A 26,757-nucleotide genomic window follows, 5' to 3' on the forward strand; every position below is an offset into this window, starting at 1 on the left:
GCGTCACCCCCCTTCAAGTACAGGCCGAATTGGCCGCGTTGCGCGCCTGCACCTCGGGCGGAATCGGCACCGTCAGCGTCATCGTCGGCTGGCCGGCCTCGAACATCATCAATTCCCCCGGCGCGAACGGCGTCCACACTTCATCGTCGGTCAGCGGCGCGGTGGCGATCACCGCCACGCGGTCTTCCGGCGTGGTCACCTGGGCGAAGTCGATCGACAGGTCCGCATCGATCAGATGCGCGGTCGAGAACGGCCACTGGCGCACCAGGTAATACAGCCGCGTCGAACAGTGCGCGAACAGCGCCTGCCCATTGCTCAGCAGATAGTTGAAGACACCGTACAGCGTGATCTCGCGCGTGATGTCGGCCAGCGCGTGGCACAGCTCGTTCAGCGGCGGCTGCGAGCCGGGGAAACGCTTGCGCAGGCCCTGCATCAGCGCGCAAAACGCCAGCTCGCTGTCGGTGTCGCCGACCGGCTGATAGACCCCAGACAGGAACGGCGCGAAGCCCTTCAGGTCGCCGTTGTGGGCGAAGATCCAGTGGCGGCCCCACAGCTCGCGCATGAACGGATGGCAGTTCTCCAGCCGCACCGTGCCCTGCGTGGCCTTGCGGATATGGGAGATGACGTTCTTCGACTTGATCGGGTAGTTCTTGATCAGTTCGGCCACCGGCGAGGTACCCGCCGACTGGTTGTCGATGAACAGGCGGCAGGCCTTGTCCTCGAAGAAGGCCACGCCAAAGCCGTCGGCATGATGATCCGTGACGCCGCCGCGCGCGGCGAAGCCGGTGAAGGAGAACGTCACGTCGGTCGGCGTGGCGCAGTTCATGCCGAGCAGCTGGCACATGGCGTGGGACCGGGACGGCGTGAGGGCCGGCCGATTGCAATAGAATTGCGACATTATCCCGCCGGGCCGGGCGTTCTGCCAAGCACGGCCGCGGCCGCCGGCGCGGTGCGCTGGCGTGGCAGCCCGAGGCAGCCGAATCGCCCGGCGATCCGCTTCCACCAGCCGCTACTTCGCTGCAACGAGCTTCAACCAGCCTCAACCAGCCTCAACCAGCCTCAACCAGCCTCCACATCGAGCCCTCCGCCATGAGCCAATACAAGATTGCCGTGATCCCTGGAGACGGGATCGGCACCGAAGTGATGCCCGAAGGCGTCCGCGTGATGGACGCCGCCGCGCGTCGCTTCGGCATCGACCTGCAGTGGGACCATTTCGATTTTTCCAGCTGCGACTACTACGCCCGCCACGGCAAGATGCTGCCGGACGACTGGTTCGATACGCTGTCGCGCTATGACGCGATCTATTTCGGCGCGGTGGGCTGGCCGGCCACGGTACCCGACCATGTGTCGCTGTGGGGCTCGCTGCTGCAGTTCCGCCGCGCCTTCGACCAGTACGTGAACCTGCGCCCGGTCCGGCTGATGCCCGGCATCCGCAGCCCGCTGGCCGACCGCAAGCCCGGCGACATCGACTTCTACGTGGTGCGCGAGAACACCGAGGGCGAGTATTCCAGCATCGGCGGCCGCATGTTCCCGGGCACCGAGCGCGAGGTCGTGATCCAGGAAACGGTGATGAGCCGGATCGGCGTCGACCGCATCCTGAAGTTCGCCTTCGAGCTGGCCAGCAAGCGTCCGAAGAAGCATCTGACCTCGGCCACCAAGTCCAACGGCATCTCGATCACGATGCCCTACTGGGACGAGCGGGTCGAGGCGATGGCGGCGAACTATCCGGACCTGAAGGTCGACAAGTACCACATCGACATCCTGACCGCGAACTTCGTGCTGCATCCGGACTGGTTCGACGTGGTGGTGGCCAGCAACCTGTTCGGCGACATCCTGTCGGACCTTGGCCCCGCGTGTACCGGCACCATCGGCGTCGCGCCGTCGGCCAATATCAATCCGGAGCGAACCTATCCCAGCCTGTTCGAGCCGGTGCACGGCTCCGCGCCCGATATTGCCGGCCGCGGCATCGCCAATCCGATCGGTCAGATCTGGTGCGGGGCGATGATGCTCGAACACCTGGGCCATGCGGATGCCGGCGCGGCGGTGCTGGGCGCGATCGAATCGGTGCTGGCCGCCGGGCCCGCGCACGCGCCGCTGACGCGCGATATCGGCGGCAACGCCGGCACCGCCGACCTCGGCCGCGCGATCGCGGAAGCGCTGTGAGCGAGACCACCAAGCCGGGCATGGACCCGCGCGCGCTGCTGCGCGCGAGCTTCGATGCGGCGGTCGCGGCCGCCGATCCGCTGCGCATCGTCGACGCGTACCTGCCGCCGCCGAGCCGCCAGGGCCGCACGCTGGTGGTCGGCGCCGGCAAGGCCGCGGCGTCGATGGCGCTGGCGGTCGAGCGCGCCTATGCCGGTGCCGGCGTCGCGCTCGAAGGGCTGGTCGTCACGCGCTACGCGCATGGCCTGCCGACCGAACATGTGAAAGTCATCGAGGCCGGCCACCCGGTGCCGGACGAGGCGGGCGAGCGCGCCGCGGCGGAAATCCTGGCCCGCGTGCAGGCGCTCGGGCCCGAGGACCGGCTGATCGTGCTGGTCTCCGGCGGCGGCTCCAGCCTGCTGTCGCTGCCCGCCGAGGGCGTGTCGATGGCCGATCTGCGCGCCACCACGCAGGAGCTGCTGCGCTGCGGGGCGCCGATCACCGAGATGAACGTGGTGCGCAAGCATCTGTCGCGCATCCAGGGTGGGCGCCTGGCCCAGGCCAGCCGCGCGCCGGTGACCACGCTGATCGTCTCGGACGTCGCCGGCGACGATCCCAGCGCCATCGCGTCGGGTCCGACCGTCGCCGATCCCAGCACCTACGACGATGCGCTGGCGATCCTGCGCCGCTACGAGGCCCGCGTGCCGCCCGCGGTGCAGGCCTATCTCGAGGCCGGCGCGCGCGGCGAGCATGCCGAGACGCCGAAGCCCGGCGATCCGCTGTTCGCGCGCGTCGACAACCGCATGATCGCCACCGCGCACGGCAGCCTGGCGGCCGCCGCCGAGGTGTTCCGCGCGCACGGCGTGACCCCGGTGATCCTCGGCGATACCGTCACGGGCGAGGCCCGCGAGGTAGCGCGCGTCTACGCGGCGCTGGTGCGCGAAATCCGCGCGTACAATGCGCCGTTTGCCGCGCCGGTGGCGCTGATCTCCGGCGGCGAATGCACCGTGACGCTGCCCAAGGCCGGCGCCGGACGCGCCCGCGGCGGCCGCTGCTCCGAATTCCTGCTGTCACTGGCGATCGAACTGGAGGGCGTGGCCGACGTGCATGCGATCGCCGCCGATACCGACGGCATCGACGGCTCGGAGGACAATGCCGGCGCGCTGGCCGACCCGGGCACGCTGGCCCGCGCCGAGGCGGCCGGCATGCCGGCGCGCCGCCAGCTGGAGGCGCACGATGCCTGGGGCCTGTTCGATGCGATCGGCGACCTGGTCGTGACCGGGCCGACCCGCACCAACGTCAACGACTACCGTGCCATCCTGATCCTGTAATCGCCAATCGTCCACGCCGCCCGCCGCCGCCGCTGCGGACCGCTGCCGACCGCTCAATCCCACGCTTTCGATTTGCCGAAGTCATGACCCAGACCCTGACCATCACCCGCCCCGACGACTGGCACCTGCATCTGCGCGACGGCGCCGCCCTCGCTGCCGTGTTGCCCGATACCGCGCGCCAGTTCGCCCGCGCCATCGTGATGCCGAACCTGAAGCCGCCGGTCACCACGGTGGCGCAGGCGCAGGCCTATCGCGCCCGCATCCTGGCGGCGCTGCCGGCCGGCCTGTCGTTCGAGCCGCTGATGACGCTGTACCTGACCGACAACACGCAGGCCGACGAGATCGTCGCCGCCAGGGCGAGCGGCTTCGTCCATGGGGTCAAGCTGTATCCGGCTGGCGCGACCACCAACAGCGATGCCGGCGTGACCGACATCCGCCGCTGCAGCGCGGCGCTGGAGGCGATGCAGCGCGTCGGCCTGCCGCTGTTGGTGCACGGCGAGGTCACCGACAGCGAGATCGACCTGTTCGATCGCGAGGCGGTCTTCATCGAGCGCGTGATGACGCCGCTGCGCCGCGATTTCCCGGGGCTGAAGGTCGTGTTCGAACACATCACGACCAAGGACGCGGCCGACTACGTGCGCGAGGCCGAAGGGCCGATCGGCGCGACCATCACCGCGCATCACCTGCTGTACAACCGCAACGCGATCTTCATCGGCGGCATCCGCCCGCATTACTACTGCCTGCCGGTGCTCAAGCGCGAGACGCATCGCCAGGCGCTGGTGGCCGCGGCGGTATCGGGCAACCCGCGCTTCTTCCTCGGCACCGACAGCGCGCCGCACGCGCGCGGCCTGAAGGAGCACGCCTGCGGCTGCGCGGGCTGCTATACCGCGCTGCATGCGATGGAGTTGTATGCCGAGGCCTTCGATGCCGCCGGCGCGCTCGACAAGCTGGAAGGCTTCGCCAGTTTCCACGGGCCCGACTTCTACGGCCTGCCGCGCAATACCGGCACGCTGACGCTGCGGCGCGAGCCGTGGCAGCTGCCCGAAGCGCTGCCGTACGGCGAGACGGAGCTGGTGCCGCTGCGGGGCGGCGAGACGCTGCAATGGAAGGCCGCGCTGGCCGCCTGAGCGGTGGGCGGTCCCAGCGCTGAGCGGGCCGTCGAGGGCCTGCAGCCTGCTGTCCAGGGCCTCACGCCTGCCGTCGACCTGGCGCAGCGGCTGGCCCGGGTCGATTGGTCCCGGCCCTGGTTTGCACCGTTCGCGCGGGCGGGCGCCGCGATCGCGGCCGAGGTCGGCCAGGGCCGGCCGGTTCATGCGGCGCTCGATGCCTTTGCCGCCGCACAGGGGCTGACCAATGCCGCCGGTCTGCCGCTGCGCTTCGTCCCGCAGCACACGCTGCCGCCCGGCAGCGCCTACGAGGCCCATATCCACGCGCACGGCGAGGTGCCGACCCGCGAGAACCTGCACGACTTTTTCAACGGCCTGATCTGGCTGCATTTCCCGCGCACGAAGGCGATGCTGAACCGGCTGCAGGCCACGGCCATCGCCGCGCACGGCGTGCAGCCCACGCGCGGGCCGTTGCGCGACGCGGCGACGCTGTTCGACGAGAACGCGGTGCTGTTCGTCTGCGCCGAGCCGCGGCTGGAGGCGGCGCTAAGGGGATTTCGCTGGCGCGAACTGTTCGTCGACGGCCGCGGCGCGTGGGCTGATCGCTGCGCCGTGGTGCCGTTCGGCCATGCGCTGCTGGAAAAACTGGTCGCACCCTACAAGTCCATCACGGCGCACGCCTGGCCGATCGCCCGTTCGCTCGCCGATCCGCATCCGGCCACGGCGCAGACGCTGGATGGGCCGCTGGCCGAGATGCTCGCGCAGGCGCAGCTGCGGGGCCGAAGCAGCTTCGCGCCGCTGCCGGTGCTCGGCATTCCGCACTGGTGGCCGGCCAATGCCGATCCCGCTTTCTACGACGACACCACGGTGTTCCGCCCCGGCCGCCGCGGTCCCGGCGGTCCCAGTGGTCCCAGTGGTCCCAGTGGTCCCGGCGGTATCAGCGGTCCCGGCGGTATCAACGATATCGGCGATGCAAGCGGTACTGGCGAGGCCGGCGCGACCGGCGGGATCGACCCAAAGGTGCTAGACTGCGGCCCGCGAAGCAGGACAGACAACCGCTGCTTGCCCGGCAACGGGCGAGGGGAGGAAAGTCCGGACTCCACAGGGCAGGGTGGTGGCTAACAGCCATCCACGGCAACGTGCGGAATAGGGCCACAGAGACGAGTCTTCGCGCCGGGTTTTGCCCGGTGCGAAGGGTGAAACGCGGTAACCTCCACCCGGAGCAATCCCAAATAGGCAGACGATGAAGCGGCCCGCCGAGTCTGCGGGTAGGGAGCTGGAGCCGGCCGGTAACGGTCGGCCTAGAGGAATGGTTGTCACGCGCGCGCGGATCGCAAGGCCCGTGCGTCGCGCACAGAATCCGGCTTATCGGCCTGCTTCGCTTCGAATTCGCTTCCCGGTGCGGCGCGCCGGGAACGCCTCAAAGGCGCCGACGCGCCGGTATCAAGCTTTCCGGTCTTACACCTCGACCAGTTCGACGCTGTGGCTGATCTCGGCCGTCTTGGCCAGCATGATCGACGCCGAGCAGTACTTGTCGTGCGACAGCTGCACCGCGCGTTCGACGGTCGCCGGGTTCAGGTTGCGGCCGGTCACCGTGAACTTGAAGTGGATGCGGGTGAACACCTTCGGATCCTCGGCGGCCCGGTCTGCCTGCAGCGTGACGGAGCAGCCGCGCACGTCGTGGCGTCCGCGCTTCAGGATCAGCACCACGTCATAGGCGGTGCAGCCGCCGGTGCCGAGCAGCACCATCTCCATCGGCCGCGGCGCCAGGTTGTGGCCGCCGCCCTCCGGGGCACCGTCCATCGCGACGAGGTGACCGCTGCCGGTCTGCGCCACGAAGCTCATGCCGTCGTTGCCCATCCAGGTGACCTTGCATTCCATTTCGTTCGTTCCTGCTCTCAATGTTTCGTTTCGATGCTGCGATGCGCGTGCATCGAGCGCTTGCATTTTCCTCAAATTTTCCGTGCGCCGTGTGGTGTCTTTGCCGCTCAAACGGGCGGAAAACCGAGGGAAACCTCTAAGATGTCAGTTTGATGACATCTCGGCCTATCCGTAAGTTGTTGAATTTTAAGCTTTTCTGCTGGCTGTCGTCGCCGTGACAATTTTTTGCATTACGAAATGCCATTTCGCACTGCAAATTTTCTTGCATCGCACAAGCCGTCATGTATAATTTCAACCATTGAACGACGGCGCGCCGATGGCCCGCCAGAGTGCGAAAGCGAAGGGTGGTCGAAGCGACCGAGGCAGTTTCCCGACGCCAGCCCGCACCGCCGGCCCCGTCCCGTTGTTCTCCCAGTGTCTCCTCCACCCTCCTCCTTTGGTGGATTCAAACCCAAGCCTCAGCGGCTTGGGTTTTTTTTCGCCCCTGCGCCGCTTCCTTTCCTGGAAAAAGCGGTCCGCGAGACACTGCATGCCCCGATCTCTTGACGGCAAACGCATTGTTTGCTTGTGCCGGGCGGCGAACCGCAAGTATAATCGAGGGCTTTTCCGTCATGCCCGCGGAAGAAGAACTCAGGGAGAGCCTGCACACACAAGCAGGAAGGTCAGGTCCAAAGGGCCGGCCGACGACGAAAGTCATGTTACGGGCAGGTTCTACAAGTCTCAGGAAAGATCATGAAAACCTTTTCCGCCAAGCCTCATGAGGTAAAGCGCGACTGGTTCGTGATTGACGCGACGGACAAAGTCCTCGGCCGTGTCGCCAGCGAAGTGGCACGCCGTCTGCGCGGCAAACACAAGCCGGAATTTACTCCGCACGTCGACACGGGCGATTACATCATCGTCGTCAACGCGGCCAAACTGCGTGTCACCGGCACGAAGGAAACCGACAAGAAGTACTACCGCCACTCGGGCTACCCGGGCGGTATCTACGAAACCACGTTTGGCAAGATGCAACAGCGCTTCCCGGGCCGCGCCCTGGAGAAGGCTGTCAAGGGCATGCTGCCGAAGGGTCCGCTGGGCTATGCGATGATCAAGAAGCTGAAGGTGTACGCCGAAGCCGAGCATCCGCATGAAGCGCAGCAGCCCAAGGCGCTGGAAATCTAAGGGGGCCATCCATGATCGGAAATTGGAACTACGGTACTGGCCGCCGCAAGAGCGCTGTGGCTCGTGTCTTCATCAAGTCGGGCAAGGGCGACATCGTCGTCAATGGCAAGCCCATCAACGAGTACTTCGCTCGCGAAACCTCGCTGATGATCGTGCGCCAGCCGCTCGAACTGACCGCCCACGCACAGACCTTCGACATCAAGGTCAACGTGACCGGCGGCGGCGAAACCGGCCAGGCCGGTGCGGTGCGCCACGGCATCACCCGCGCGCTGATCGACTATGACGCCACGCTGAAGTCCGCGCTGTCCAAGGCCGGCTTCGTCACCCGCGATGCGCGTGAAGTCGAGCGCAAGAAGGTCGGTCTGCACAAGGCACGTCGTCGCAAGCAGTTCTCGAAGCGTTGATGCGCCGGGCAAGCCGGGATCCTGTCCCGGATTGCGCAGCCAGCAAGAACCGCACGCCTGTCGTGCGGTTTTTGTTTTGGTAGCGTCGCCGTCTGGAGCGTCGTTGCCTGGTGCGCCTTTGCTTTGGAGCATCGTTGCCAGCAGCGTTGTTGCCGCATCACGGTGGTACGGGCAGTTGGCCGCACAATGCATCGTCATGGATACAATGGCGCTTTCCCAAGTTTCCCAGTGAGGCCGCGATGCTGTTTTCGAAGAAGAAAGGGTTGACGATCGACACCCTGATCGGTCGCCAGACCGTCGTCGAAGGCGACCTCCACTTCTCGGGCGGCCTGCGGCTCGACGGCCGCGTGCGCGGCAACGTTCTGGCCGTGGCCGATCAGCCCAGCATGCTGGTGGTCAGCGAGACCGGCGTGGTCGAGGGCGAGGTCAAGGTCGGCCATCTGGTGCTGAACGGCACGGTGACCGGTCCGGTCCATGCGGCCGAGTTGCTGGAACTGCAGCCGCAGGCCCGTGTGCAGGGCGAAGTGCATTACGCGGCTCTGGAAATGCACCAGGGCGCGATTGTCGAGGGCCGTCTGGTTCCGCTCGGGAACACCGAGCCCAAGCAGTTGCCCAACTTGAAACTGGCCGCAGGCAGCGAAGAAAGCGCCTGAGGCCGCGCGCCCGGAAATGCGCGTGAACCATGCCCCTTGAATCGATGGGGGATCGGCACGATCTTTCCAGTGCGCTTAGAATACCGGCGTATCTAAATAGGAGAACCCCATGAACGCAGTCGCAGAGGCACCCGTTACCGAGGACGTGCCGGCCCCGTTCGTCTTTACCGACAGCGCCGCCGACAAGGTCAAGCAGTTGATCGAGGAAGAGGGCAATGCCGATCTGAAACTGCGCGTCTTCGTGCAGGGCGGCGGTTGTTCCGGCTTCCAGTACGGCTTCACGTTCGACGAGGAAGTGAATGAGGACGACACCACGATGGTCAAGAACGGCGTCACCCTGTTGATCGACTCGATGAGCTACCAGTATCTGGTTGGCGCGGAGATCGACTACAAGGAAGACATCAACGGCGCCCAGTTCGTGATCAAGAACCCGAACGCCACGACCACCTGCGGTTGCGGCTCGTCGTTCTCGGTCTGACGCCAGTCCGCCTCGGCAAAGAAAAAGCGCACCAGCCGGTGCGCTTTTTTGTTGCCCTCTTTATTGCTCCATCGGTTGCTCCATCGGTTGCTCGGTCGGTTGCCGCTTCGGTTGCCGCTTCGGTTGCCCCCTCCTGTCAGCCCCTGCTGTTACCCCCAATTTCCGGCGGCGGCCGCGGGTCTTACTGCGTCGCCCGCCAGACCACCGGAAACCAGTCCTCGCGCATGCGCTCTCCGTCGGCGAGCCCGATGCCCGGGAAGGGCGGCGAGGTGCGGCCCGGGCGGGCGATGTAGCGCACATCGTCGCCGAGAAAGCGCGCGGAAAACGCGCGCCGGCGTCCGGTGCCGGTATTGCCGGCGGCGCCATGGACGGTGCGGAAATCGAACACCACCGCGTCGCCCGGCTCCAGCTCCGGCGTCAGGATCCGGTGCGAACCGTCCTCGACGTCGGGCATCTCCATGAAGGCGTCGTCGCCGGCATAGAAGTTGTCGTTGCTGGCCCAGCGCTTGGGCCGTACCAGCCTGGGCCAGCGATGCGAGCCGAGCACCACGCGCAGCGTGTTGGCGGTAGTGACCGGGTCCAGCGGAATCCAGTAGCTGGCGGTCTGCCAGCCGTCGACGCAGTAATAGGGCAGGTCCTGATGCCAGGGCGTCGGCTTGGCCGTGCCGGGTTCCTTGACCAGGATGTGCTCGTGGAAGACCTGGGCCGCCTGCGAGCGCATCAGTTGCCCCGCGATCGCGGCCGCCGGCGACTCCCGCATGAAGGCCGCGAAGGCGGGAATGCGCTGCCAGTTGCAGTAGTCCTCGAAGAAGCGGCCGCTCTCGCCGCTGCGCACGTTCTCGATGGCAAACGGCCCCGGCGACGCCAGGTTCTGCTCGAAGCCTTCGCGCAACCGCTCGACCCAGCCGCTGAAGGCACCCCGTAGGACCAGCGCGCCGTCGCGCTGGTAGGTCTCGATCTGCGTGGCGCTGATTTCCATGGCTCCCCCTGAGTGATATCGGTCCGCGACGACAGTATCGAGGGCCCCTCTGAATAGGGAAAGCATATATTTTCTATGCTTCAATATAGCCTCTCTCTATAAAGCGGCCCCGACCCCTATCTCGACCCCGACCCCGACCCCGACCCCGACCCCGACCCCGACCCCGACCCCGACCCCGACCCCGACCCCGACCCCGACCCCGCCCCCCGGGCCCGTCCCGGGTTCCGGCTCCCTGGCCCCCAGGCCCAGCCCGCCACGCTCGCGATGATCGCCTTCTCCTTCCGCCAACTCGAATACTTTGTCGCCGTCGCCGAGCAGGGCAGCATCAGCGGCGCGGCGCGCGTGCGGCATGTGTCGCAGCCCTCGGTGTCGCTGGCGATCGGCCAGCTCGAACAGATCCTAGGTACGCCGCTGTTCCGCCGGCAGGTCAGCCGCGGACTGGCGCTGACCCCGGCGGGCCAAAGGCTGCTGGCGCGCGCCCGCGACATCCTGGCGCTGGCGGCAGGCATCGGCGCCGACGAGGGCGAGGCGGCGACGCTGAGCGGCCAGCTGTCGCTGGTCTGCTTCCAGGACCTCGGTCCCTACCATGTGCCGGCGCTGCTGGCCGGTTTTCGCGCCCGCCATCCCGGCGTCGCCGTGACGCTGTTCGAGGCGGATCTGGCCACGGTTGCGCGCACGCTGCACGCCGGCAAGGCCGAGCTTGCGCTGACCTACGACCTCGGCTTCGACCACCGCGTGCTGCGCTGGCGCCTTGCCGAGCTGGCCCCCTATGCGCTGCTGCCGGCCGAGCATCCGCTGGCCGCGCAGCCGGACGTCAGCCTTGCCGAGCTGGCCGGCGAGCGCCTGATCCTCGAGGACATCGCGCAGACGCGCGAGTATTTCCTGTCCTTGTTCTGGGCCCACGGCCTGTACCCGCAGCTGCATCAGTACACGCAGACCTTCGAGATGCAGCGCGGCCTGGTCGCGCACGGCTATGGCGTGGCGCTGTCCTGCACGCGACCGGCCGGCGATCGCAGCTACGACGGTACGCCGATCGCCTGCCGCCCATTGCGCGAGACCGTGACGCCGCAGCGCGTGGTGCTGGCGCGGGCGGAATCGATCCGGCCCTCGCCGGTGGCGGAGGCCTTCATTCGGTGGGTCGAGCTGGAACGGGGTGCCGTGGCGTTGCACGAGGAGGGGCAGGCCGGCGCGGCCCGCTGAGACCGGTCCGCCGGTCCGCCGGTCGGCCAATCCGCCAGTCCACGGTACGCGAGAAGCGTGAGGCCGACCGCGCCGCGTCGCCGGCGCGATCAGCGCGGGTAAATCGCGCCCAGTACGCGCGGACCGGCGGCGCCGGTCACGGTCGGCATATTGCCCGGCACGCGGCGCAGGCATTGGCGCGCCAGCCAGGCAAAGGCGAGCGCCTCGACCTGCAGGACCGGCACGCCGAAATCGTCGGAGGTTTGCACGGTGACGCCGGGCAGGGCGGCCGCCAGGCGCGCCATCACAAAGCCGTTGCGGGCCCCGCCGCCGCAGACAATCAGGCGCCGCGCGTCCGGCGCATGGCGGCGGATATCCCGGGCGATCGCTTCGGCGGTCAGCGCCGCCAGCGTGGCCTGCACGTGCTGCGGGTCGCGTTCGGCGTCCTGCAGTTGCGCGTCCAGCCAGGCCGGATGGAACAGGTCGCGGCCGGTGCTCTTCGGCGGGGTTTGCTTGAAATAGGGCTCGTCGAGCAGCCGCGCCAGCAGCGCCTCGTCGATGCGGCCGCCGGCCGCCCAGTCGCCGTTGCCGTCGAAGGGCTGGCCGCGATGGCGCGCGATCCAGTGGTCCAGCAGCGCATTGCCCGGGCCGCAGTCGAAGCCGATCACCGGCCCGCCATCGCCGGGCAGCACGCTGATATTGGAGATGCCGCCGATATTGCAGACCACGCGGGTCTCGCCGGCCAGGCCGAACAGCGCCTGGTGCACGGCCGGCACCAGCGGCGCGCCCTGTCCGCCCGCGGCGACATCGCGGCTGCGGAAATCGGCAATGACGTCGATGCCGGTCAGCTCGGCGAGCAGCGCCGGATGCTGGCTCTGGCGCGTATAGCCGATGCCGTCGTAGCGGCCGGGACGGTGGCGGATGGTCTGGCCATGCGCGCCGATCGCCGCGACGGCGTCGGGCTGCACGGCGGCGTCGCGCAACAGTGCGGCCACGCAGTCGGCATAGACGCGCGCCAGCGCATTGGCGGCCAGCGCCTCGCGATGGATCTCGTCGTCGCCGGGCTGCTGCAGCGCGCCGAAGGCGGCGCGCAGGTCGTCGGGGAAGGGCTGGTGGCTGGCCGCAAGGACCCGGGGCTGCGCCCCGGCGAAGTCCACCAGCACGCCGTCGGCCCCGTCCATGCTGGTGCCGGACATCAGGCCGATCAGGAGTTCGGGGCGCGTGGCGGGCATCGCGGCGTGGGGCGGTGCGCTCGGTGCCGCGTCAGTTGCCGTTGGAGGCGACGTTGTAGGTGCGCAGCGCGTTGATCCGGCTCAGCATGTCGCTGGTGTAGCTCAGGAACTGCTGGCGCGCGCGACCGGTCAGCGCCGGCGATTCCATCAGCGTGATCGTCAACGGGTTCTGCGGCACGTCGTTGTGGCGGAACTCGTAGTGCAGGTGCGGACCGGTGGCCCAGCCGGTCGAGCCGACGTAGCCGATCAGCTGCCCCTGCATCACGCGCTGCCCTTGCTGGATGCCGGCAAAGCGCGACAGATGCGCGTAGTAGGTCGAGTAGCCGTTGTGGTGCCTGATGACGACGATGTTGCCGTAACCGTTCTGCTGCCCGACGAAATCGACTTCGCCATCGCCGGTGGCGAACACCTTGGTGCCGGTCGGCGCGGCGAAGTCCACGCCCTTGTGCTGCTGCCACTGATGGTGCAGCGGGTGGTCGCGGCCGCCGAAACCGGACGACATCCGCGAGAACTCGACCGGCGAACGCAGGAACGGCCGCTTCATGCTGCGTCCGTCGAAGGTGTAGTAGGCGCCGTTCTTGCCGTCCGGCGCGTACCACAGCGCCTGGTGCAGCTGGTTGCGATTGATCAGTTCGATGGCGACCACGCGGCCGTTGCGCACGAAGGCCCCGTCGCGATAGCCCGATTCGTAGACGATGCGGAAGCGGTCGCCCTTGACGATGTCGTGGTGGAAGTCGATCACGCCCGAGAAGATCGAGATCATCTGGTCGACCACCTCATCGGGCACGTTGGCCGCGTCCATCGCCTTGAAGAAGCCGCCCGTGCCGATCGTGCCCGAGCCCATCTCGTAGTGCAGCTCGTTCTTGACGACCTCGATGCGGGCCTTGTACTCCGGATCGGCCAGGTCGCCGGCGCGCTCGATCACCAGCTGGCGCGAGATCGAGACGTCGCCGCCCATGTTGGCCTGCAGCGAGACCAGCAGATTGCTCTGGTCGACTTCCGCCTGCACGATCTGGCCCGGTTCGAGCTTGAACAGGCCGCGCGCGGTCGGGTTCTTGTGGATGAAGGCCTGCGCGTCGGGGTCGTCCACGCCGAGCCGCTTGAGCAGCGTGGCGATGGTGTCGCCGCGCTGCATGCGCTCCTGGCGTACGAAGGTGGCGCTGGTATCGGTCAGGCGCTCGAGCTGGTCGCGCAGGTCGGGCAGGCGCATGCCCTGGACCACGCGGGGCGCGTCGGGATCGTCGTAGGCGGTGCGCGGTGCCACGCCCATGGCGGCGGCCATGCCGAGCGTAAAGACGGTCGCGACCGACGCCGTCAATTGCTTGCGGCGGCGCGCATGCAGCGCATGGGTCGGATCGACGAGCACCACGAGCTCACGCGCGAAAACTTCGCGGAGTCTGGACCACATCACGTAAAATTCTGCCTTGGTTCGGGCTCCGCTGCCGCGACGATCTGTGCGTGTCTGCCTTCCTCCCCCGAGGTGCGGCGCGGGCTGTCTTTCGTTTGCCGCCTACAATGGCGGTTGGCCTACGGGATGGCTCCCGGCCGGCCGAATCGGCGGATTATACCAAAAACTTCCCCGGTGTCCGCCCGAATGTTCATGTATTTCAACGACTTAAGTCATGACCGACGTATCCTCCGGCGCCGCGACCTCCTACCCCCTGACACCGTCCGTGATGCACGCGCTGGAAGTGTCCAAGCGCGGCTGCGACGAACTGCTGATCGAATCCGAATGGCTGCAGAAGCTGGCGCGTAGCGAAGCGACCGGCGTGCCGTTGCGGATCAAGCTGGGCCTGGATCCGACCGCGCCGGACATCCACATCGGCCACACGGTCGTGCTCAACAAGATGCGCCAGCTGCAGGACCTCGGCCATCACGTGATCTTCCTGATCGGCGACTTCACTTCGACCATCGGCGATCCGTCCGGCCGCAACAGCACCCGGCCGCCGCTGACGCGCGAACAGATCGAAGCCAACGCGCAGACCTACTACCGCCAGGCCAGCCTGGTGCTCGACCCGTCCAGGACCGAGATCCGCTACAACAGCGAGTGGTGCGACCCGTTGGGCGCGCGCGGCATGATCCAGCTGGCCGCGAAGTACACCGTCGCCCGCATGATGGAGCGCGACGACTTCACCAAGCGCTACCGGTCTGGGATTCCGATTTCGGTCCATGAGTTCCTTTACCCGCTGATGCAGGGCTACGACTCAGTTGCATTGAAGTCCGATCTGGAGCTCGGCGGTACCGACCAGAAGTTCAATCTGCTGGTCGGCCGCGAGCTGCAGAAGGAATACGGCCAGGAGCCGCAGTGCATCCTGACCATGCCGCTGCTGGTCGGCCTGGACGGCGTCGAGAAGATGTCCAAGTCCAAGGGCAACTACGTCGGCGTGACCGAGCCGCCCAGCGAGATGTTCGGCAAGCTGATGAGTATCTCGGACGACCTGATGTGGCGCTACTACGAATTGCTGTCGTTCCGCCCGATGTCCGAGATCGACCTGATGAAGCAGGAAGTGGCGCTCGGCCGCAACCCGCGCGACTGCAAGGTGATGCTGGCGCAGGAGATCGTCACGCGCTTCCACAGCGCGGCCGATGCCGGCAAGGCGCTGGAGGACTTCAACCACCGCGCCCGCGGCGGCGTGCCCGACGACATCCCCGAAGTCAGCCTGTCCGGCGCGCCGCTGGGCATCGCGCAGCTGCTCAAGCAGGCCAACCTGGTGCCGTCGTCGTCCGAGGCCAACCGCAATATCGAGCAGGGCGGCGTGCGCATCGATGGCACCCAGATCAGCGACAAGGCGCTGAAGGTCGAGGCCGGCACCTATGTGGTCCAGGTCGGCAAGCGCCGTTTCGCGCGCGTGACGCTGTCCTGAGGCGGCCCCGATGATTGCGTTGATCCAGCGCGTGGCGCGAGCCAGCGTGACGGTCGATGGCCGGGTCACCGGCGAGATCGGTGCCGGCCTGCTGGCGCTGGTCTGCGCCGAACGCGGCGACACCGAGAGCGAGGCCGAGCGCCTGCTGGCCAAGCTGCTCGGCTATCGGGTGTTCTCGGACGCCGCCGGCAAGATGAACCTGCCGGTGCGCGACATCGACGGCAAGGGCACGCCAGGCGGCCTGCTGGTGGTGTCGCAGTTCACGCTGGCCGCCGATACCAACAGCGGCACGCGGCCCAGCTTCACGCCGGCGGCCTCGCCCGAGGACGGCCGCCGCCTGTACGAGCATTTCGTCGCCCGCGCGCGCGCCGCGCATCCCGAGGTGCAGACCGGGGAGTTCGGCGCGATGATGCAGGTCAGCCTGGTCAACGACGGCCCGGTCACGTTCTGGCTGCGGGTGCCGCCACCGTCGCCGCCGTCCCCGTCATCCACGCCGCCCCGCGCGGCCAACCCTTGAGCGCAAGGAGACAAGCATGAGACTCTGGAGCAACGCCTTTGCCGACATGGCGCCGATTCCCGGCGAGTTCGCCTTTGCCGTGCCGGATGCCGCCAACCACATCACGCTGTCCGGCAACCGCAATCCGGACCTGCACTGGGAAGGCGCGCCCTCGGGCACGCGCTCGTTCGTGCTGATCTGCCACGATCGCGACGTGCCCAGCCGCGGCGACGACGTCAACCAGGAAGGCCGCGAAGTCCCGGCCAGCCTGCCGCGCGTGGACTTCTTCCACTGGGTGCTGGTCGACATTCCGCCGGGCCTGACGACGATCTCGGCCGGCTCGCACAGCGACGGCGTGATCGCGCGCGGCAAGCCAGGTCCGGAAGCGACCGGCGGCACCGCGGCCGCGGGCGGCCTGCGCCACGGCGTCAACGACTACACCAGCTGGTTCGCCGGCGACAAGGACATGGCGGGCGACTACTACGGCTACGACGGCCCGTGCCCGCCGTGGAACGACGCGATCGTGCACCACTACGTGTTCACGATCTATGCGCTGGATCTGGACCGCCTGCCGCTCGAGGGCCGCTTCACCGGCGCGCAGGTGCGCGAGGCGATCGAAGGCCACGTGCTCGACCAGGCCAGCCTGACCGGCACCTATACCCTGAACCCCAAACTGGCGGCGAAGCAGTCGGCCGGCTGACGCCGCCGCAGCCCCAACACCAAGAAAAAGCGCGCACCCGGCGCGCGCGAAGGAAACGGCATGACGTTCACGCCCGGGCCGCAGTCGCTGCTGGCCATCACCCATCTGATCGTGATCCGACACGGCGAAACGGCCTGGAACCGCGAACGGCGGCTGCAGGGGCAGCTCGATATCCCGCTGAACGATACCGGCCACGCGCAGGCACGCGCGCTGGCCAGTTCGCTGGCGGGCGAACCGGTCGACGCGATCTATTCGAGCGACCTGTCGCGCGCGATGCAGACCGCGGCGCCGCTGTCCGAAGCGCTGGGCGTGCCGGTACAGTCCGAGCCGCGCCTGCGCGAGCGCTGCTACGGCACGCTCGAGGGCATGACCTATGCCGAGGTCGCGCAGCAGCGGCCGGAGGACTTCGCCCGCTGGCAGGCGCGCGTGCCGGACTACGCGCCGCCGCAGGGCGAGTCGCTGCGCGATTTCCACGAGCGCGCCGTCGAGGTCGTGCTGACGCTGGTGCGCCGTCATCCGGGCGAGCGCATCGCGCTGGTCGCGCACGGTGGCGTGCTCGACTGCCTGTATCGCGAGGCCACCGGCATGACGCTGGAAGCGCCGCGCGAGCACGAGCTGCTCAATGCCAGCGTCAATCGCCTGCGCAGCGACAGCCATCGGCTGACCGTGGCGCAGTGGGCCGACGTCAGCCACCTGGCCACGCTGACGCTGGACGAGGTCGATCGGCGCGTGCCGTGACTTACGGCAGCGCCGATTCCGGTCGGCGCTATCCTCCGGCGCTATTCCCCGGCGTTATTCCGCGGCGCTATTCCGGAGCGCAACTTCCAGCGCTGTGCCGCGGCGTTATTGCCGAGCGCAATCTCCCACGCTATACCCGCAACCGGAACGGCGTGAAGTCGGTATCGCGGTCGTACCAGTCCTCGTCCTCGGCACGCTTCAGGAAGGCCACCACGCGATAGGTGACCGGCGTCATCACGACCTCCCAGCCGGTCTTCAGCACGTACTGCGCGACCGCCACCTGCACCACCTTCTCCAGCGGCCAGATGCCGTAGAACGCGATCACGTAGAACAGCGACGAGTCGACCAGCTCGCCGGCCAGCGTCGAGCCGATCGTGCGCGTCCACAGCCAGCGGCCGCGCGTCCACAGCTTCATCTTGGCCAGCACGTAGCTGTTGGTGAAGCTGCCGCAGCAGAAGGCGATCAGCGAGCCCAGCGCGATGCGCCACGTGTTGCCGAACACGTCCTCCAGGCTCTTCTGATAGTCGGCCATGAACGGCGCCACCGGCATCGACAGCACCACCAGGCTCATGAAGGTCGCGAAGGCCAGCGCCGCGAAGCCGGCCCACACCACGCGCCGGTCGCGGCCATAGCCGTAGACCTCGGTCAGCACGTCGCCGAAGATGTACGAGACCGGGAAGAACAGCACGCCGGCGCCGAAGGTCACCGGGCCGATCCAGGGCAGCGTGACCTGCGCCGCCTTGGCCGCGCCGATCAGGTTCGAGCACAACAGCACGGTGACGAAGGCCACCATCACCAGATCGTAGTAGCGGTAAACGCGTCCGGTACGGGGCGCGGCGCGGGTTGTGGTCATGGTGTTCCCTGGTTTTTTGCTGGCGATTATGCCAGCAGCGGGCAGGGCGGGCTGGCGGGGGGCCTGGAGGCCCCTGGTGCTTTGGGGCTTTGGGCCATTGGGGCTCCGGCGAGGCCGCCGTCCCCGCTGGCGCCGCATGCGAACGCGAGGCGCCAGGTGTATCGTTGCGGCATTCTCGACCGCCAAGCCACACGGAGCCCGCCGCCATGACATGGTCCTCCAGCCAATACCTGCAATTCGAAGACGAGAGAACGCGCCCGGCGCGCGAGCTGATCGCCGCCGTGCCGACGCAAACCGTTCGCAGCGCGATCGACTTGGGCTGCGGCCCCGGCAATTCGACCGAGGTGCTGGCCGCGCGCTATCCCGACGCGCGGATCGTCGGCCTCGACAGCTCGCAGGACATGATCGAGGCCGCCCGCAAGCGGCTGCCGCAGTTCCAGTTCGAGCTCGGCGATATCAGCGCCTGGCGCGATCCGGGGCCGTACGATCTGGTGCTCGCCAACGCCGCGCTGCAATGGGTGCCCGACCATGCCGGGCTGTTCCCGTCGCTGGCCCAGCGCCTTGCGCCGGGCGGCAGCCTGGCCGTGCAGATGCCCGACAACCTCGATCAGCCGACCCATCGGCTGATGCGCGAGGTCGCGGGGGACGGTCCGTGGGCGCAGGCGCTGTCGCAGGCCGCGGCCGCGCGCACCACGCTGCCGCCGGCGGGCTGGTACTACGACCTGCTGCGGCCGCACTGTGCCCGCGTCGATATCTGGCGCACGACGTATCACCACACGCTGGCGGGCGCGCCGGCCGTGGTCGAATGGCTGAAGGGAACAGGTCTGCGGCCTTTCCTGGAGCCGCTGGACGCCGGGCAGCGGGAGGCGTTTCTCGCGCGCTACACGGCGGCGATCGCCGAAGCCTATCCGGCGCAGGTCGATGGGGTGGTGCTGCTGCCGTTTCCGCGGCTGTTCATCGTGGCGACGCGATGATGCCGCGGCGTCAATTCTTGCCGGCGGAGGGGTTGGTGGACGCGTCGGCGGGACCGTCGGCGCAATCGCCGGCGGAGGCGTTGGCGGAATCGCTGGCGGTATCGTTGGCAGAACCATCGCCCGCCGCGCCGGCGAGCGCAGCCGCGCAATAGGCGGCGATCGCGTCGAGCACGCTGTCGGCCTCGCCGACCGCCGCGGCGCTGCGGATCCGGATGCCGGGCAGCCGCGCGCGGCAATCGTCGAGCAGCGCCGGCAGGTCGCGGCGCAGATGGCCGCCCTGGCCGAAAAACACCGGCACCACCAGGATGTCGTCGATCTGCTGCGCGGCCAGTTGCGTCAGCGTGTCGGGCAGGTCCGGCGTCATCAGTTCAAGAAAGGCCAGCCGGACCGCGCAATCGGGCAGCATCGCGGTCAGCCGCGCATGCAGCCTGTCGAACGGCTCGCGCCAGCGCGCATCGCGCGCGCCGTGGGCGAACAGCACCAGCGCCTGGCGGGCCGGCTTGTCGCTGGGCAGGTCGGCGCGCGAGGCCATCGCTCAATGCCGGTCGACCCAGCGCAGCGCGGTCAGCGCGACCAGCAGGTACAGCGTGCCGGGCAGCAGCGCGGAAACGATCGGCGGCCAGGTGTGCAGCAGGCCCACGTGCGAGAACAGCGTGTTGGACAGGTGGAAGGACAGCCCCAGCATGATGCCGCCGAACACCTTGATGCCGACCGCGCCGGCGCGTGCGTGCAGATAGGCGAACGGCAGCGCCAGCGCCATCATCACGAACAGCGTCAGCGGATAGACCACCTTCTTCCAGAACGCGATCTCGTAGCGCTGGGTGTCCTGCTTGTTGTCGCGCAGATGGCGGATATAGCGGAACAGGTCCAGCGTCGACATGCGCTCCGGCGTCACCAGCAGCACCGACAGGATCTGCGGCGTCAGCTCCGAATGCATCGTCATGTCGGGAAAGCTCTTGCGCTCGGCCCGGAACGCCGGCGCCAGCCCGTCGCGCTGCGCGCCGGCCGGCGGCGGCGCTTCGGCGAAGCGGGTTTCCGTGACCTTCGACAGCTGCCATGACTGGTCGCCGCGGTAGCGCCCTTCCTCGGCCACGCGGATCACGCTGAGGCGATAGTCGCCGTCGAATTCGTAGATCGTCACGCCGTTGATGGTCTGGTCCGGCTTCAGGCCGGCCACGTTGACGAAGCGGGTCAGCTCGCCGCCGGTGGCCGGATCCTTGCCGCGGTCCTTGACCCAGACGCCCGAGCGGAAGCCCGACGACACCGTCGCACCCAGCGAATCGAGCTTGACCTTCTGCGCGTACTGCTCGGTCTTGGGTCCGATGAACTCGCCGAACAGGAACGTCGCGATCGCCAGCGGAACCGCCAGCTTGAACAGCGAGAACAGCGCCTGCCGCGTATTGAGACCGGCCACGCGGAAGATCGTGTATTCGGACTGGCTCGCCAGCTGCGAGAACACATAGATCGCGCTGATCAGCGCCGCGATCGGCAGCACCTCGTAGATTCGGGTCGGCGCCTGCAGCACGACGTGGAAGAAGGCGACCAGCGAGGTGTAGCCGGCCGTCACGTTCTCCAGCTCGTTGAGCATGTCGAAGAACACGAACAGCGCCAGCACCGCGAACAGGATGAACGCGAAGACGCCATAGATCAGCCGGCCGAAGTAGCGCTCGTAGACGTGCAGCAACCTCATGCCGGGTCTCCCTGCGGGGTGCGGCGGCGCAGCCCGAACACCGCGCGCCAGCCACCGAGGCTGTAACGCTGGCGGTAGCGGAACAGCATCACCGCGCCGAGGAAGGCGAGCAGGTGGAACGGCCACCAGGCGAGCCCGAAGGGCAGCGAGCCGGAGCGGACCCAGGCCTGCGACAGGTTGATCAGGTTGCTGTAGGTCAGGTAGATCAGCACGGCGAACACCAGCGGCGTATAGCGGCCCAGGCGCGGGTTGACATAGGCCAGCGGGATCGCGATCAGCACGAAGTTGAAGGCCAGGATCGGCAGCGACAGCCGCCAGATCAGCTCGCCCAGGTTTTCATTGGTCGGATTGCGCAGCAGCTCGATGGTGTCGCGGCTCTTGACCGGCAGGTTGGCATCGCTCTCGGGCGGCTTGCTGTCGACTTTGACCGCATAACGGTCGAACTCGACGATGCGGTAATCCAGCTTGCCCGGGGTGCCGGCATAGCGGCGGCCGTCCTCCATCACCACCAGCCGGTCGCCGTTGGGCATGGTCTCGAACTGGCCCTGATGGGCCAGCGCCACGCCGACCTTGCCGGCCTCGGCATTGGCCACGAAGACATTGCGCGCATGGCGCATATCGCCGTCGATGCTCTCGATGAACAGCACGTAGTTGCCGTTGGCCGGCTCGATGAAGCGGCCGGCGGCGATCATCGACAGCACGCCGCGCTGCTGGAAGCGGTCGCGGAACAGTGCGCTCTGCTGGTTGGCCCAGGGCCAGGCGAAGGCGCCCAGGAACAGCGCCAATATCACGAAGGGCGCCGCGAACTGCAGCACGGGCTTGATGAAGTCGCGCAGGGACAGGCCGGCCGAGAACCAGACTACCATCTCGGAGTCCTTGTACCAGCGCGTCAGCACGATCAGCGTGGAGATGAACAACGTCGCGCACAGCAGGATCGCCAGGTAGCCGAGCGCGGCCAGGCCGATCAGCATCAGCACGTCGTTGGGGCTGGCACGGCCGGTGGCGGCCATGCCGAGAATACGGATCACGAGCGAGGTCAGCATGAAGGTCAGCATGACCAGGAACACCGCGCCGGCGGTGTAGGCGAGCTCGCGTCGCAAGGCTTGTTGAAAAATCATGCGATGTCGGTTCCGGGCTGCCGGCCAGCGCGGCGGCGGCGCACGCCGGCGGCTGACGGAGGGTACGGCGTCAGCGCTGCAGGCCAGCGGCGGCCAGTCGCTGCGGAAGTGACTGCCAAAAGTTCGCGAAGCAAAATCGCGGATAATGGAGGCTTTCGTTCTACACGAGCCCCTGGAAGGAAGCGCGATGGAATTTAGCACAAAAGCCCTGGATTTGAGCAAAGCGGGCCAGAATGGTTTCCTGGCGACCAAGACCGACTGCCTGGTGGTCGGTGTGTTCGAGGGCCAGAGCCTGGACGGCGTCGCCAAGGCGCTGGACGCCGCGACCCGGGGCCTGGTGGCTAGATTGATCAAGCTCGGCGACTTCGAAGGCAAGCGCAATTCGCAGCTGATGCTGCACGAGGTTGCCGGCATCGGCGCCGCCCGCGTGCTGCTGGTGGGCCTGGGCAAGGAGGCGGAGTTCGGCGACAAGGCATTCGCCGATGCGGTGCGTACCGCGTTGCGTGCGTTGAGCGGCACGCGTGCCGCCAATGTCCTGTGGTGCCTCGCGCAGCCGGCGCCGCGCGCCGCCGGGCAGGGCGCGGAGGGCGCGACCCGCGACATCGCCTGGCGCGTGATCACCACCGTCACGCTGATCCGCGAGGCGGGCTACCGGCTGCTGGAGCGCCATCCCGAACTCAAGCGCAACGGCGCCAAGAACAACGACAAGGCCCTGGGCCTGCGCAAGGTAGTGCTGGCGGTCGATGCGGCCGAGGCCAAGGCCGCGAACCAGGCCGTGGTGCGCGGCGTGGCGATCGCCAACGGCATGGAGCTGACCAAGGACCTGGGCAACCTGCCTTCCAATATCTGCACGCCGACCTATCTGGCCGACACCGCGCGCTCGATCGCGCGCCGCTTCAAGCTGAAGGTCGAGGTGCTGGGCCGCAAGCAGATCGAGGCGCTGAAGATGGGCGCCTTCCTCGCGGTCACCAAGGGCACCGCCGAGCCGCCGCAGTTCATCGTGCTGCGCTACGACGGCGGCGCGCGCCAGGCGCCGGTGGTGCTGGTGGGCAAGGGCATCACCTTCGATACCGGCGGCATCTCGCTGAAGCCGGGCGAGGGCATGGACGAAATGAAGTACGACATGTGCGGCGCCGCCTCGGTGCTCGGCACGCTGCAGGCGGTGGCCGAGATGGGGCTGAAGCTCAATGTCATCGCCGTGGTTCCGACCTGCGAGAACATGCCGAGCGGCACCGCCACCAAGCCGGGCGACGTGGTGACCAGCATGTCGGGCCAGACCATCGAGATCCTGAATACCGATGCCGAGGGCCGCCTGATCCTGTGCGACGCGCTGACCTATGTCGAGCGCTTCAAGCCGGCCGCGGTGATCGACGTCGCCACGCTGACCGGGGCCTGCATCATCGCGCTCGGCCACGTCAACAGCGGCCTGTACGCGCGCAGCGACGCGCTGGCCGACCAGCTGGTGCAGGCCGGCCGCAAAGCGATGGACGGCGCGTGGCGCATGCCGCTGGACGACGAGTACCAGGAGCAGCTCAAGTCCAACTTCGCCGACATGGCGAACATCGGCGGCCGTCCGGCCGGCAGCGTCACGGCGGCCTGCTTCCTGGCGCGCTTTGCCGACAAGTACGACTGGGCCCACCTGGACATCGCGGGCACCGCGTGGAAGAGCGGCGCGGCCAAGGGCGCCACGGGCCGCCCGGTGCCGCTGCTGACGCAATTCCTGATGGACCGCGCAGGCTGATCTCCCAACTCCCATGACGCGCATCGACTTCCACAGCAACGTGCCGGACAAGCTCGGCTATGTCTGCCGGCTGATCCGCAAGGCCTACGGGGCCGGGCAAAAGATCGTGGTGCATGCCGAGCCAGCGATGCTGGCGCGGCTCGATGCGCAGCTGTGGACCTTCTCGGCGCTGGATTTCCTGCCGCACTGCGGGCTCGACAGCCCGCACGCGGCGGAAACGCCGATCGTGCTGGCCGCCGCGCTCGACGCGGTGCCGCACCACGAACTGCTGATCAATCTGGATACGAGGATCCCGCTGCAGTTCGCCAGCTTCGAACGCATGATCGAAGTGGTCGGCGGCGACGCCGACGATCGCGCCGCCGGGCGCGAACGCTATCGCCAATATCGCGAGCGGGGCTATCCGCTGATGCACCACGATATCGGGCAACGCAATCAGGGCGAGGCCGCCGGCGCCTAGCGTCGGCTTCCCTCGGGGCAGCGTAGCGCGGTCCCTCCAACGCTCGCTCCGAACGCTTCGCTTCGAGCGCTCCGTTCGAACGCTTCGCTTCGAGCGCTCCCTTCGAACGCTTCGCTTCGTGCGCTCCCTTCGAACGCTCGCCTTCGAGCGCTTCCCTTCGAGCGCTTCCTATAGTGGTCTCCGCCAGTTAACTTCGCAGCATTTCAGGCAAGCACCGTAGCCCATAGGCTGGCAACTTACGGCATCGGCTTCCGCCGTGTTCCGTTGTCCTTCCTTCAGGTGTCCTTGCCCTATGCTCGACTACTCTGCTCGCCAGCCGCGGCCGCGTCCGCCGCGCCATTCAGGCCGAAACCCGGTCGATCGCCATGTTGCCGATCATGCCGGCCGCTATCCGCTGTACGGTCCTCTGCGCTATCCCACCGGCCATTCCCGCATCCCGCCCGGGCATGACGGTCACGACTTCCACTTGCCGTGCCGCCTGCCGGGGCCGACCTGCCTCGACGTACGCGAGCCCGTCGACGAGGCGAATGGGGACGGGCTGCGAACGCTCGGCCGTCATCACGACGCCTCATACAAGCTGGTGTTCGCGTTTCGCGAGGTCGTCCGCGACCTGATCCGCGACTTCATCTCGGATCCGTGGCTGCAGACGGCAGACTTCGATTCCATGGAGATGGTGCCGACGCACCATGTATCGGACGGGCTGCGCGTGGGCCTGAACGATGTGGTCTGGCGGGTGCGCGTGCCGGGACAGCAGCAGCCGGTCCACCTGCTGATCGAGTTTCAAAGCAGCCACGACCCGCATATGGCCGCGCGCATGCTGGCCTACGTCGGCATGTTCTATCGCGATGTCAGCCGACGCTGCCGCGGCCGGGGCCGGCACCGGCACCGCTATCCGTTGGTATTCCCGATCGTGCTTTACAACGGCACCGAGCGATGGCGTGCGCCGACGGACATTGGCGCAATGATTCCGGTCGTACCGGGCCGCGTCGCAGATCATCAGCCCAGTCTGCAGTACTGCCTGATCGACCGTAGCGCCTATACCCAATCGGAACTGGCAACACAGCGCAATCTTGTCGCCGTGCTGATGCGACTCGAACAGGCGACGACGGTGGATGCCGTGTTTGCGCCGTTGCGGCTTGCCAGGGAACTGGCGCAAGGCAATGCCGCGCTCGACACCGCGCTGGCCGCATGGGTCGTGGCGCGAGCCGCCAACTTCAGCGCCGCCGCGCTGGATCTCAACGAAGTGCACAACCTGATGGAGCTGGATATGGAACTGTCGCAAGGCTATGGAAAGTGGGCGCGCCGGTTGGAGCGCGACATCACGCGGAAGGTCAAGGCCAAGCTCGAGGCCGAAGTAAGGGCAGAGCTATTGATCAAACTGCTCGACCATCGCTTCGGTCCCTTGCCCGAGGACATCGCCGCCAAGGTGCTTTCCGCGTCGGTGCAGCAGATCGAGGACTGGGCGCGTCGCGTGCTATACGCGCAACGCCTGGATGACGTGTTTCTCTGCTAGCCGGAGGCCGCCCCGCCGGCGCCTGGGTCGCGGCGCACGTCTCGCGAACGCGACCCCCAACTCCCCGAGGCTTCACTGGCGTATCAGCGTCGATTTCCCGAACAGGCTCTCGAGAAAATCCACCATCAGCCTGGCGGTCTGGTTGCGCACGTCGCAAGCCGGATTGAGTTCGAGCACGTCGAGCGATCCGAGCCGGCCGGTGTCCGCGATCATCTCCATGCAAAGCTGCGTTTCGCGATAGGTCGGGCCGCCCATCACGGTTGTGCCGACGCCCGGTGCGATGCTGCAGTCGAGGAAGTCCACGTCGAAGCTGGCGTGTAGATGGGTGTTGTCGCCGATGCCGGCGAGCGCGTTCTGCATGGTATGGCGCATGCCGTTCTCGTCGATGTAGCGCATGTCGAAGACCGCGAGGTTCAGGTCTCGCAGCCGCCGTTTCTCTTCGGCGTCGACGCTGCGAATGCCGACCTGCCGGATGTGCTCGGGCTTGACCGCCGGCACCGTGCCGCTCAGCGAGATCAAGGGCGCGGGGCCATCGCCGCACAGGCACGCCACCGGCATGCCGTGGATATTGCCTGTCGGACTGGTGGAGCCGGTATTGGCGTCGGCGTGCGCGTCCAGCCAAAGCACCAGCAGCTTCTTGCCGGTGTCGCGACAATGGCGCGCGGCCGCACTGATCGACCCGATCGCCAGGCAATGGTCGCCGCCCAGCAGCAGCGGAAAGCGTCCGTCCTGCAGGCAGCCGTAGCAGGCATCGAACACGCCGCGGTTCCACGCCACCACTTCGTCGAGGTGCCGCATGCCGTCGATCGGCTGATGCCACGGATTGGCCGGGCCGGACAGATTGCCGCCATCGACGACGTCGAGCCCATTGCGCAGCAGGGCACCGGCGATATCGGCGACGCGCATCGCCTCCGGTCCCATCGATGCGCCGCGCGTGCTGGCGCCGACATCGGTAGGCGCGCCAATCAACATCACTGTCTTCATGGTCCCTCCTTGCGGTATCCAGGGCCGCCGGTGCCCGCGCGTTGTCCGGGGCCGCCGATCACCGGGCCATGATACCGCCCGGA

At 67.6% G+C, this 26,757-nt stretch carries 26 protein-coding genes, 1 other RNA gene and 1 pseudogene; 18 read left to right on the forward strand and 10 right to left on the reverse strand.

The window, feature by feature from the left end; all coding sequences use genetic code 11:
* Positions 1-13 precede the first annotated feature (13 nt).
* Positions 14-844: a class II glutamine amidotransferase gene (locus KZ686_RS06205; RefSeq protein WP_149317664.1), complete on the reverse strand. Its 831-nt coding sequence runs from the start codon at positions 842-844 to the stop codon at positions 14-16.
* A gap of 245 nt (positions 845-1,089) precedes the next feature.
* On the opposite strand from KZ686_RS06205, the gene KZ686_RS06210 reads away from it, so the two are divergent.
* The 5 genes and pseudogenes from KZ686_RS06210 (at position 1,090) to rnpB (ending at position 5,963) form a co-directional block, all read left to right on the forward strand.
* The gene (locus KZ686_RS06210) at positions 1,090-2,163 is read left to right on the forward strand and encodes a tartrate dehydrogenase (protein ID WP_149317665.1); all 1,074 of its coding nucleotides are present in this window, start codon (positions 1,090-1,092) and stop codon (positions 2,161-2,163) included.
* Positions 2,164-2,183: 20 nt separating this feature from the next.
* A complete protein-coding gene (locus KZ686_RS06215) occupies positions 2,184-3,473 on the forward strand; it encodes a glycerate kinase type-2 family protein (protein ID WP_265633424.1) in 1,290 nt (429 codons plus the stop codon).
* A gap of 83 nt (positions 3,474-3,556) precedes the next feature.
* Positions 3,557-4,600, forward strand: a complete 1,044-nt coding sequence (gene pyrC / locus KZ686_RS06220; RefSeq protein WP_150084457.1) for a dihydroorotase — start codon at positions 3,557-3,559, stop codon at positions 4,598-4,600.
* Positions 4,601-4,639: 39 nt separating this feature from the next.
* Positions 4,640-5,471, forward strand: a pseudogene (locus tag KZ686_RS06225) (DUF3025 domain-containing protein); the annotation flags it as partial.
* Positions 5,472-5,618: 147 nt separating this feature from the next.
* Positions 5,619-5,963, forward strand: an RNA gene (gene rnpB / locus KZ686_RS06230) — RNase P RNA component class A.
* 74 nt (positions 5,964-6,037) lie between these two features.
* Here rnpB and KZ686_RS06235 read toward each other — a convergent pair.
* Positions 6,038-6,460, reverse strand: coding sequence for an OsmC family protein (locus KZ686_RS06235; RefSeq protein ID WP_006576931.1), 423 nt, complete (start codon positions 6,458-6,460; stop codon positions 6,038-6,040).
* 732 nt (positions 6,461-7,192) lie between these two features.
* Here KZ686_RS06235 and rplM point away from each other — a divergent pair.
* From rplM to erpA, 4 genes are all read left to right on the forward strand, one after another.
* A complete protein-coding gene (gene rplM, locus KZ686_RS06240; protein WP_006576930.1) occupies positions 7,193-7,621 on the forward strand; it encodes a 50S ribosomal protein L13 in 429 nt (142 codons plus the stop codon).
* 11 nt (positions 7,622-7,632) lie between these two features.
* Positions 7,633-8,025 (forward strand): 30S ribosomal protein S9, encoded by a 393-nt coding sequence (rpsI, locus tag KZ686_RS06245; RefSeq protein WP_006576929.1) that lies wholly within the window; start codon positions 7,633-7,635, stop codon positions 8,023-8,025.
* Positions 8,026-8,264: 239 nt separating this feature from the next.
* Entirely contained in the window at positions 8,265-8,678 is a 414-nt protein-coding gene (locus KZ686_RS06250) for a bactofilin family protein (protein ID WP_149317667.1), read from the forward strand.
* 109 nt (positions 8,679-8,787) lie between these two features.
* On the forward strand, positions 8,788-9,156 hold the full coding sequence (gene erpA / locus KZ686_RS06255) for an iron-sulfur cluster insertion protein ErpA (protein WP_149317668.1): 369 nt from the start codon (positions 8,788-8,790) through the stop codon (positions 9,154-9,156).
* A gap of 181 nt (positions 9,157-9,337) precedes the next feature.
* Here the strand turns inward: erpA and KZ686_RS06260 are convergent, their stop codons facing one another.
* On the reverse strand, positions 9,338-10,135 hold the full coding sequence (locus tag KZ686_RS06260) for a phytanoyl-CoA dioxygenase family protein (RefSeq protein ID WP_150084456.1): 798 nt from the start codon (positions 10,133-10,135) through the stop codon (positions 9,338-9,340).
* Between the two features lie 264 nt (positions 10,136-10,399).
* Between KZ686_RS06260 and KZ686_RS06265 the strand changes: the two genes are divergently transcribed.
* A complete protein-coding gene (locus KZ686_RS06265; RefSeq protein ID WP_150084454.1) occupies positions 10,400-11,335 on the forward strand; it encodes a LysR substrate-binding domain-containing protein in 936 nt (311 codons plus the stop codon).
* 89 nt (positions 11,336-11,424) lie between these two features.
* Here the strand turns inward: KZ686_RS06265 and KZ686_RS06270 are convergent, their stop codons facing one another.
* Positions 11,425-12,546, reverse strand: a complete 1,122-nt coding sequence (locus tag KZ686_RS06270) for an anhydro-N-acetylmuramic acid kinase (RefSeq protein ID WP_265633241.1) — start codon at positions 12,544-12,546, stop codon at positions 11,425-11,427.
* Positions 12,547-12,577: 31 nt separating this feature from the next.
* The gene (locus KZ686_RS06275; RefSeq protein ID WP_150084450.1) at positions 12,578-13,954 is read right to left on the reverse strand and encodes a M23 family metallopeptidase; all 1,377 of its coding nucleotides are present in this window, start codon (positions 13,952-13,954) and stop codon (positions 12,578-12,580) included.
* 214 nt (positions 13,955-14,168) lie between these two features.
* Here KZ686_RS06275 and tyrS point away from each other — a divergent pair, with 214 nt between their 5' ends.
* Genes tyrS through KZ686_RS06295 form a run of 4 tightly spaced genes read left to right on the forward strand, consistent with a single transcriptional unit; the run spans position 14,169 to position 17,344 of the window.
* On the forward strand, positions 14,169-15,410 hold the full coding sequence (tyrS, locus tag KZ686_RS06280) for a tyrosine--tRNA ligase (protein ID WP_149317673.1): 1,242 nt from the start codon (positions 14,169-14,171) through the stop codon (positions 15,408-15,410).
* 10 nt (positions 15,411-15,420) lie between these two features.
* Positions 15,421-15,927, forward strand: a complete 507-nt coding sequence (gene dtd, locus KZ686_RS06285) for a D-aminoacyl-tRNA deacylase (protein WP_265633242.1) — start codon at positions 15,421-15,423, stop codon at positions 15,925-15,927.
* Positions 15,928-15,943: 16 nt separating this feature from the next.
* Positions 15,944-16,606 carry a YbhB/YbcL family Raf kinase inhibitor-like protein gene (locus KZ686_RS06290; RefSeq protein ID WP_149317675.1) on the forward strand — a complete coding sequence of 221 codons (663 nt, stop codon included), beginning with the start codon at positions 15,944-15,946 and terminating at the stop codon, positions 16,604-16,606.
* A gap of 60 nt (positions 16,607-16,666) precedes the next feature.
* The gene (locus KZ686_RS06295) at positions 16,667-17,344 is read left to right on the forward strand and encodes a histidine phosphatase family protein (RefSeq protein ID WP_149317676.1); all 678 of its coding nucleotides are present in this window, start codon (positions 16,667-16,669) and stop codon (positions 17,342-17,344) included.
* A 130-nt stretch (positions 17,345-17,474) separates the two neighbouring features.
* Here KZ686_RS06295 and KZ686_RS06300 read toward each other — a convergent pair whose 3' ends face one another.
* Entirely contained in the window at positions 17,475-18,197 is a 723-nt protein-coding gene (locus KZ686_RS06300) for a queuosine precursor transporter (protein WP_149317677.1), read from the reverse strand.
* Positions 18,198-18,403: 206 nt separating this feature from the next.
* Here KZ686_RS06300 and tam point away from each other — a divergent pair, with 206 nt between their 5' ends.
* On the forward strand, positions 18,404-19,171 hold the full coding sequence (tam, locus tag KZ686_RS06305; RefSeq protein ID WP_265633243.1) for a trans-aconitate 2-methyltransferase: 768 nt from the start codon (positions 18,404-18,406) through the stop codon (positions 19,169-19,171).
* Positions 19,172-19,181: 10 nt separating this feature from the next.
* Here tam and KZ686_RS06310 read toward each other — a convergent pair whose 3' ends face one another.
* The 3 genes from KZ686_RS06310 to lptF are packed head-to-tail and all read right to left on the reverse strand — an operon-like array spanning position 19,182 to position 21,979.
* Positions 19,182-19,703 carry a sirohydrochlorin chelatase gene (locus tag KZ686_RS06310; protein WP_265633244.1) on the reverse strand — a complete coding sequence of 174 codons (522 nt, stop codon included), beginning with the start codon at positions 19,701-19,703 and terminating at the stop codon, positions 19,182-19,184.
* A 3-nt stretch (positions 19,704-19,706) separates the two neighbouring features.
* Positions 19,707-20,861, reverse strand: coding sequence for an LPS export ABC transporter permease LptG (gene lptG, locus KZ686_RS06315; RefSeq protein ID WP_265633245.1), 1,155 nt, complete (start codon positions 20,859-20,861; stop codon positions 19,707-19,709).
* Positions 20,858-21,979, reverse strand: coding sequence for an LPS export ABC transporter permease LptF (lptF, locus tag KZ686_RS06320; RefSeq protein ID WP_149317681.1), 1,122 nt, complete (start codon positions 21,977-21,979; stop codon positions 20,858-20,860). Before lptF ends, lptG begins: the two co-directional genes overlap by 4 nt.
* 187 nt (positions 21,980-22,166) lie before the next feature.
* Between lptF and KZ686_RS06325 the strand changes: the two genes are divergently transcribed.
* The 3 genes from KZ686_RS06325 to KZ686_RS06335 all read left to right on the forward strand — a co-directional run bounded on the left by KZ686_RS06325 (position 22,167) and on the right by KZ686_RS06335 (position 25,690).
* Complete coding sequence (locus KZ686_RS06325) at positions 22,167-23,720, forward strand: leucyl aminopeptidase (protein WP_265633246.1); 1,554 nt, start codon at positions 22,167-22,169, stop codon at positions 23,718-23,720.
* A gap of 13 nt (positions 23,721-23,733) precedes the next feature.
* Positions 23,734-24,177: a DNA polymerase III subunit chi gene (locus KZ686_RS06330; protein ID WP_149317683.1), complete on the forward strand. Its 444-nt coding sequence runs from the start codon at positions 23,734-23,736 to the stop codon at positions 24,175-24,177.
* A gap of 292 nt (positions 24,178-24,469) precedes the next feature.
* On the forward strand, positions 24,470-25,690 hold the full coding sequence (locus KZ686_RS06335; protein ID WP_265633247.1) for an Rpn family recombination-promoting nuclease/putative transposase: 1,221 nt from the start codon (positions 24,470-24,472) through the stop codon (positions 25,688-25,690).
* 72 nt (positions 25,691-25,762) lie between these two features.
* On the opposite strand, the gene rocF is transcribed toward KZ686_RS06335, so the two are convergent.
* On the reverse strand, positions 25,763-26,674 hold the full coding sequence (rocF, locus tag KZ686_RS06340) for an arginase (protein WP_265633248.1): 912 nt from the start codon (positions 26,672-26,674) through the stop codon (positions 25,763-25,765).
* Positions 26,675-26,757 lie beyond the last annotated feature (83 nt).

Source organism: Cupriavidus cauae (assembly GCF_026210475.1).
In the GTDB taxonomy this organism is placed as follows: Bacteria; Pseudomonadota; Gammaproteobacteria; order Burkholderiales; family Burkholderiaceae; genus Cupriavidus; species Cupriavidus cauae.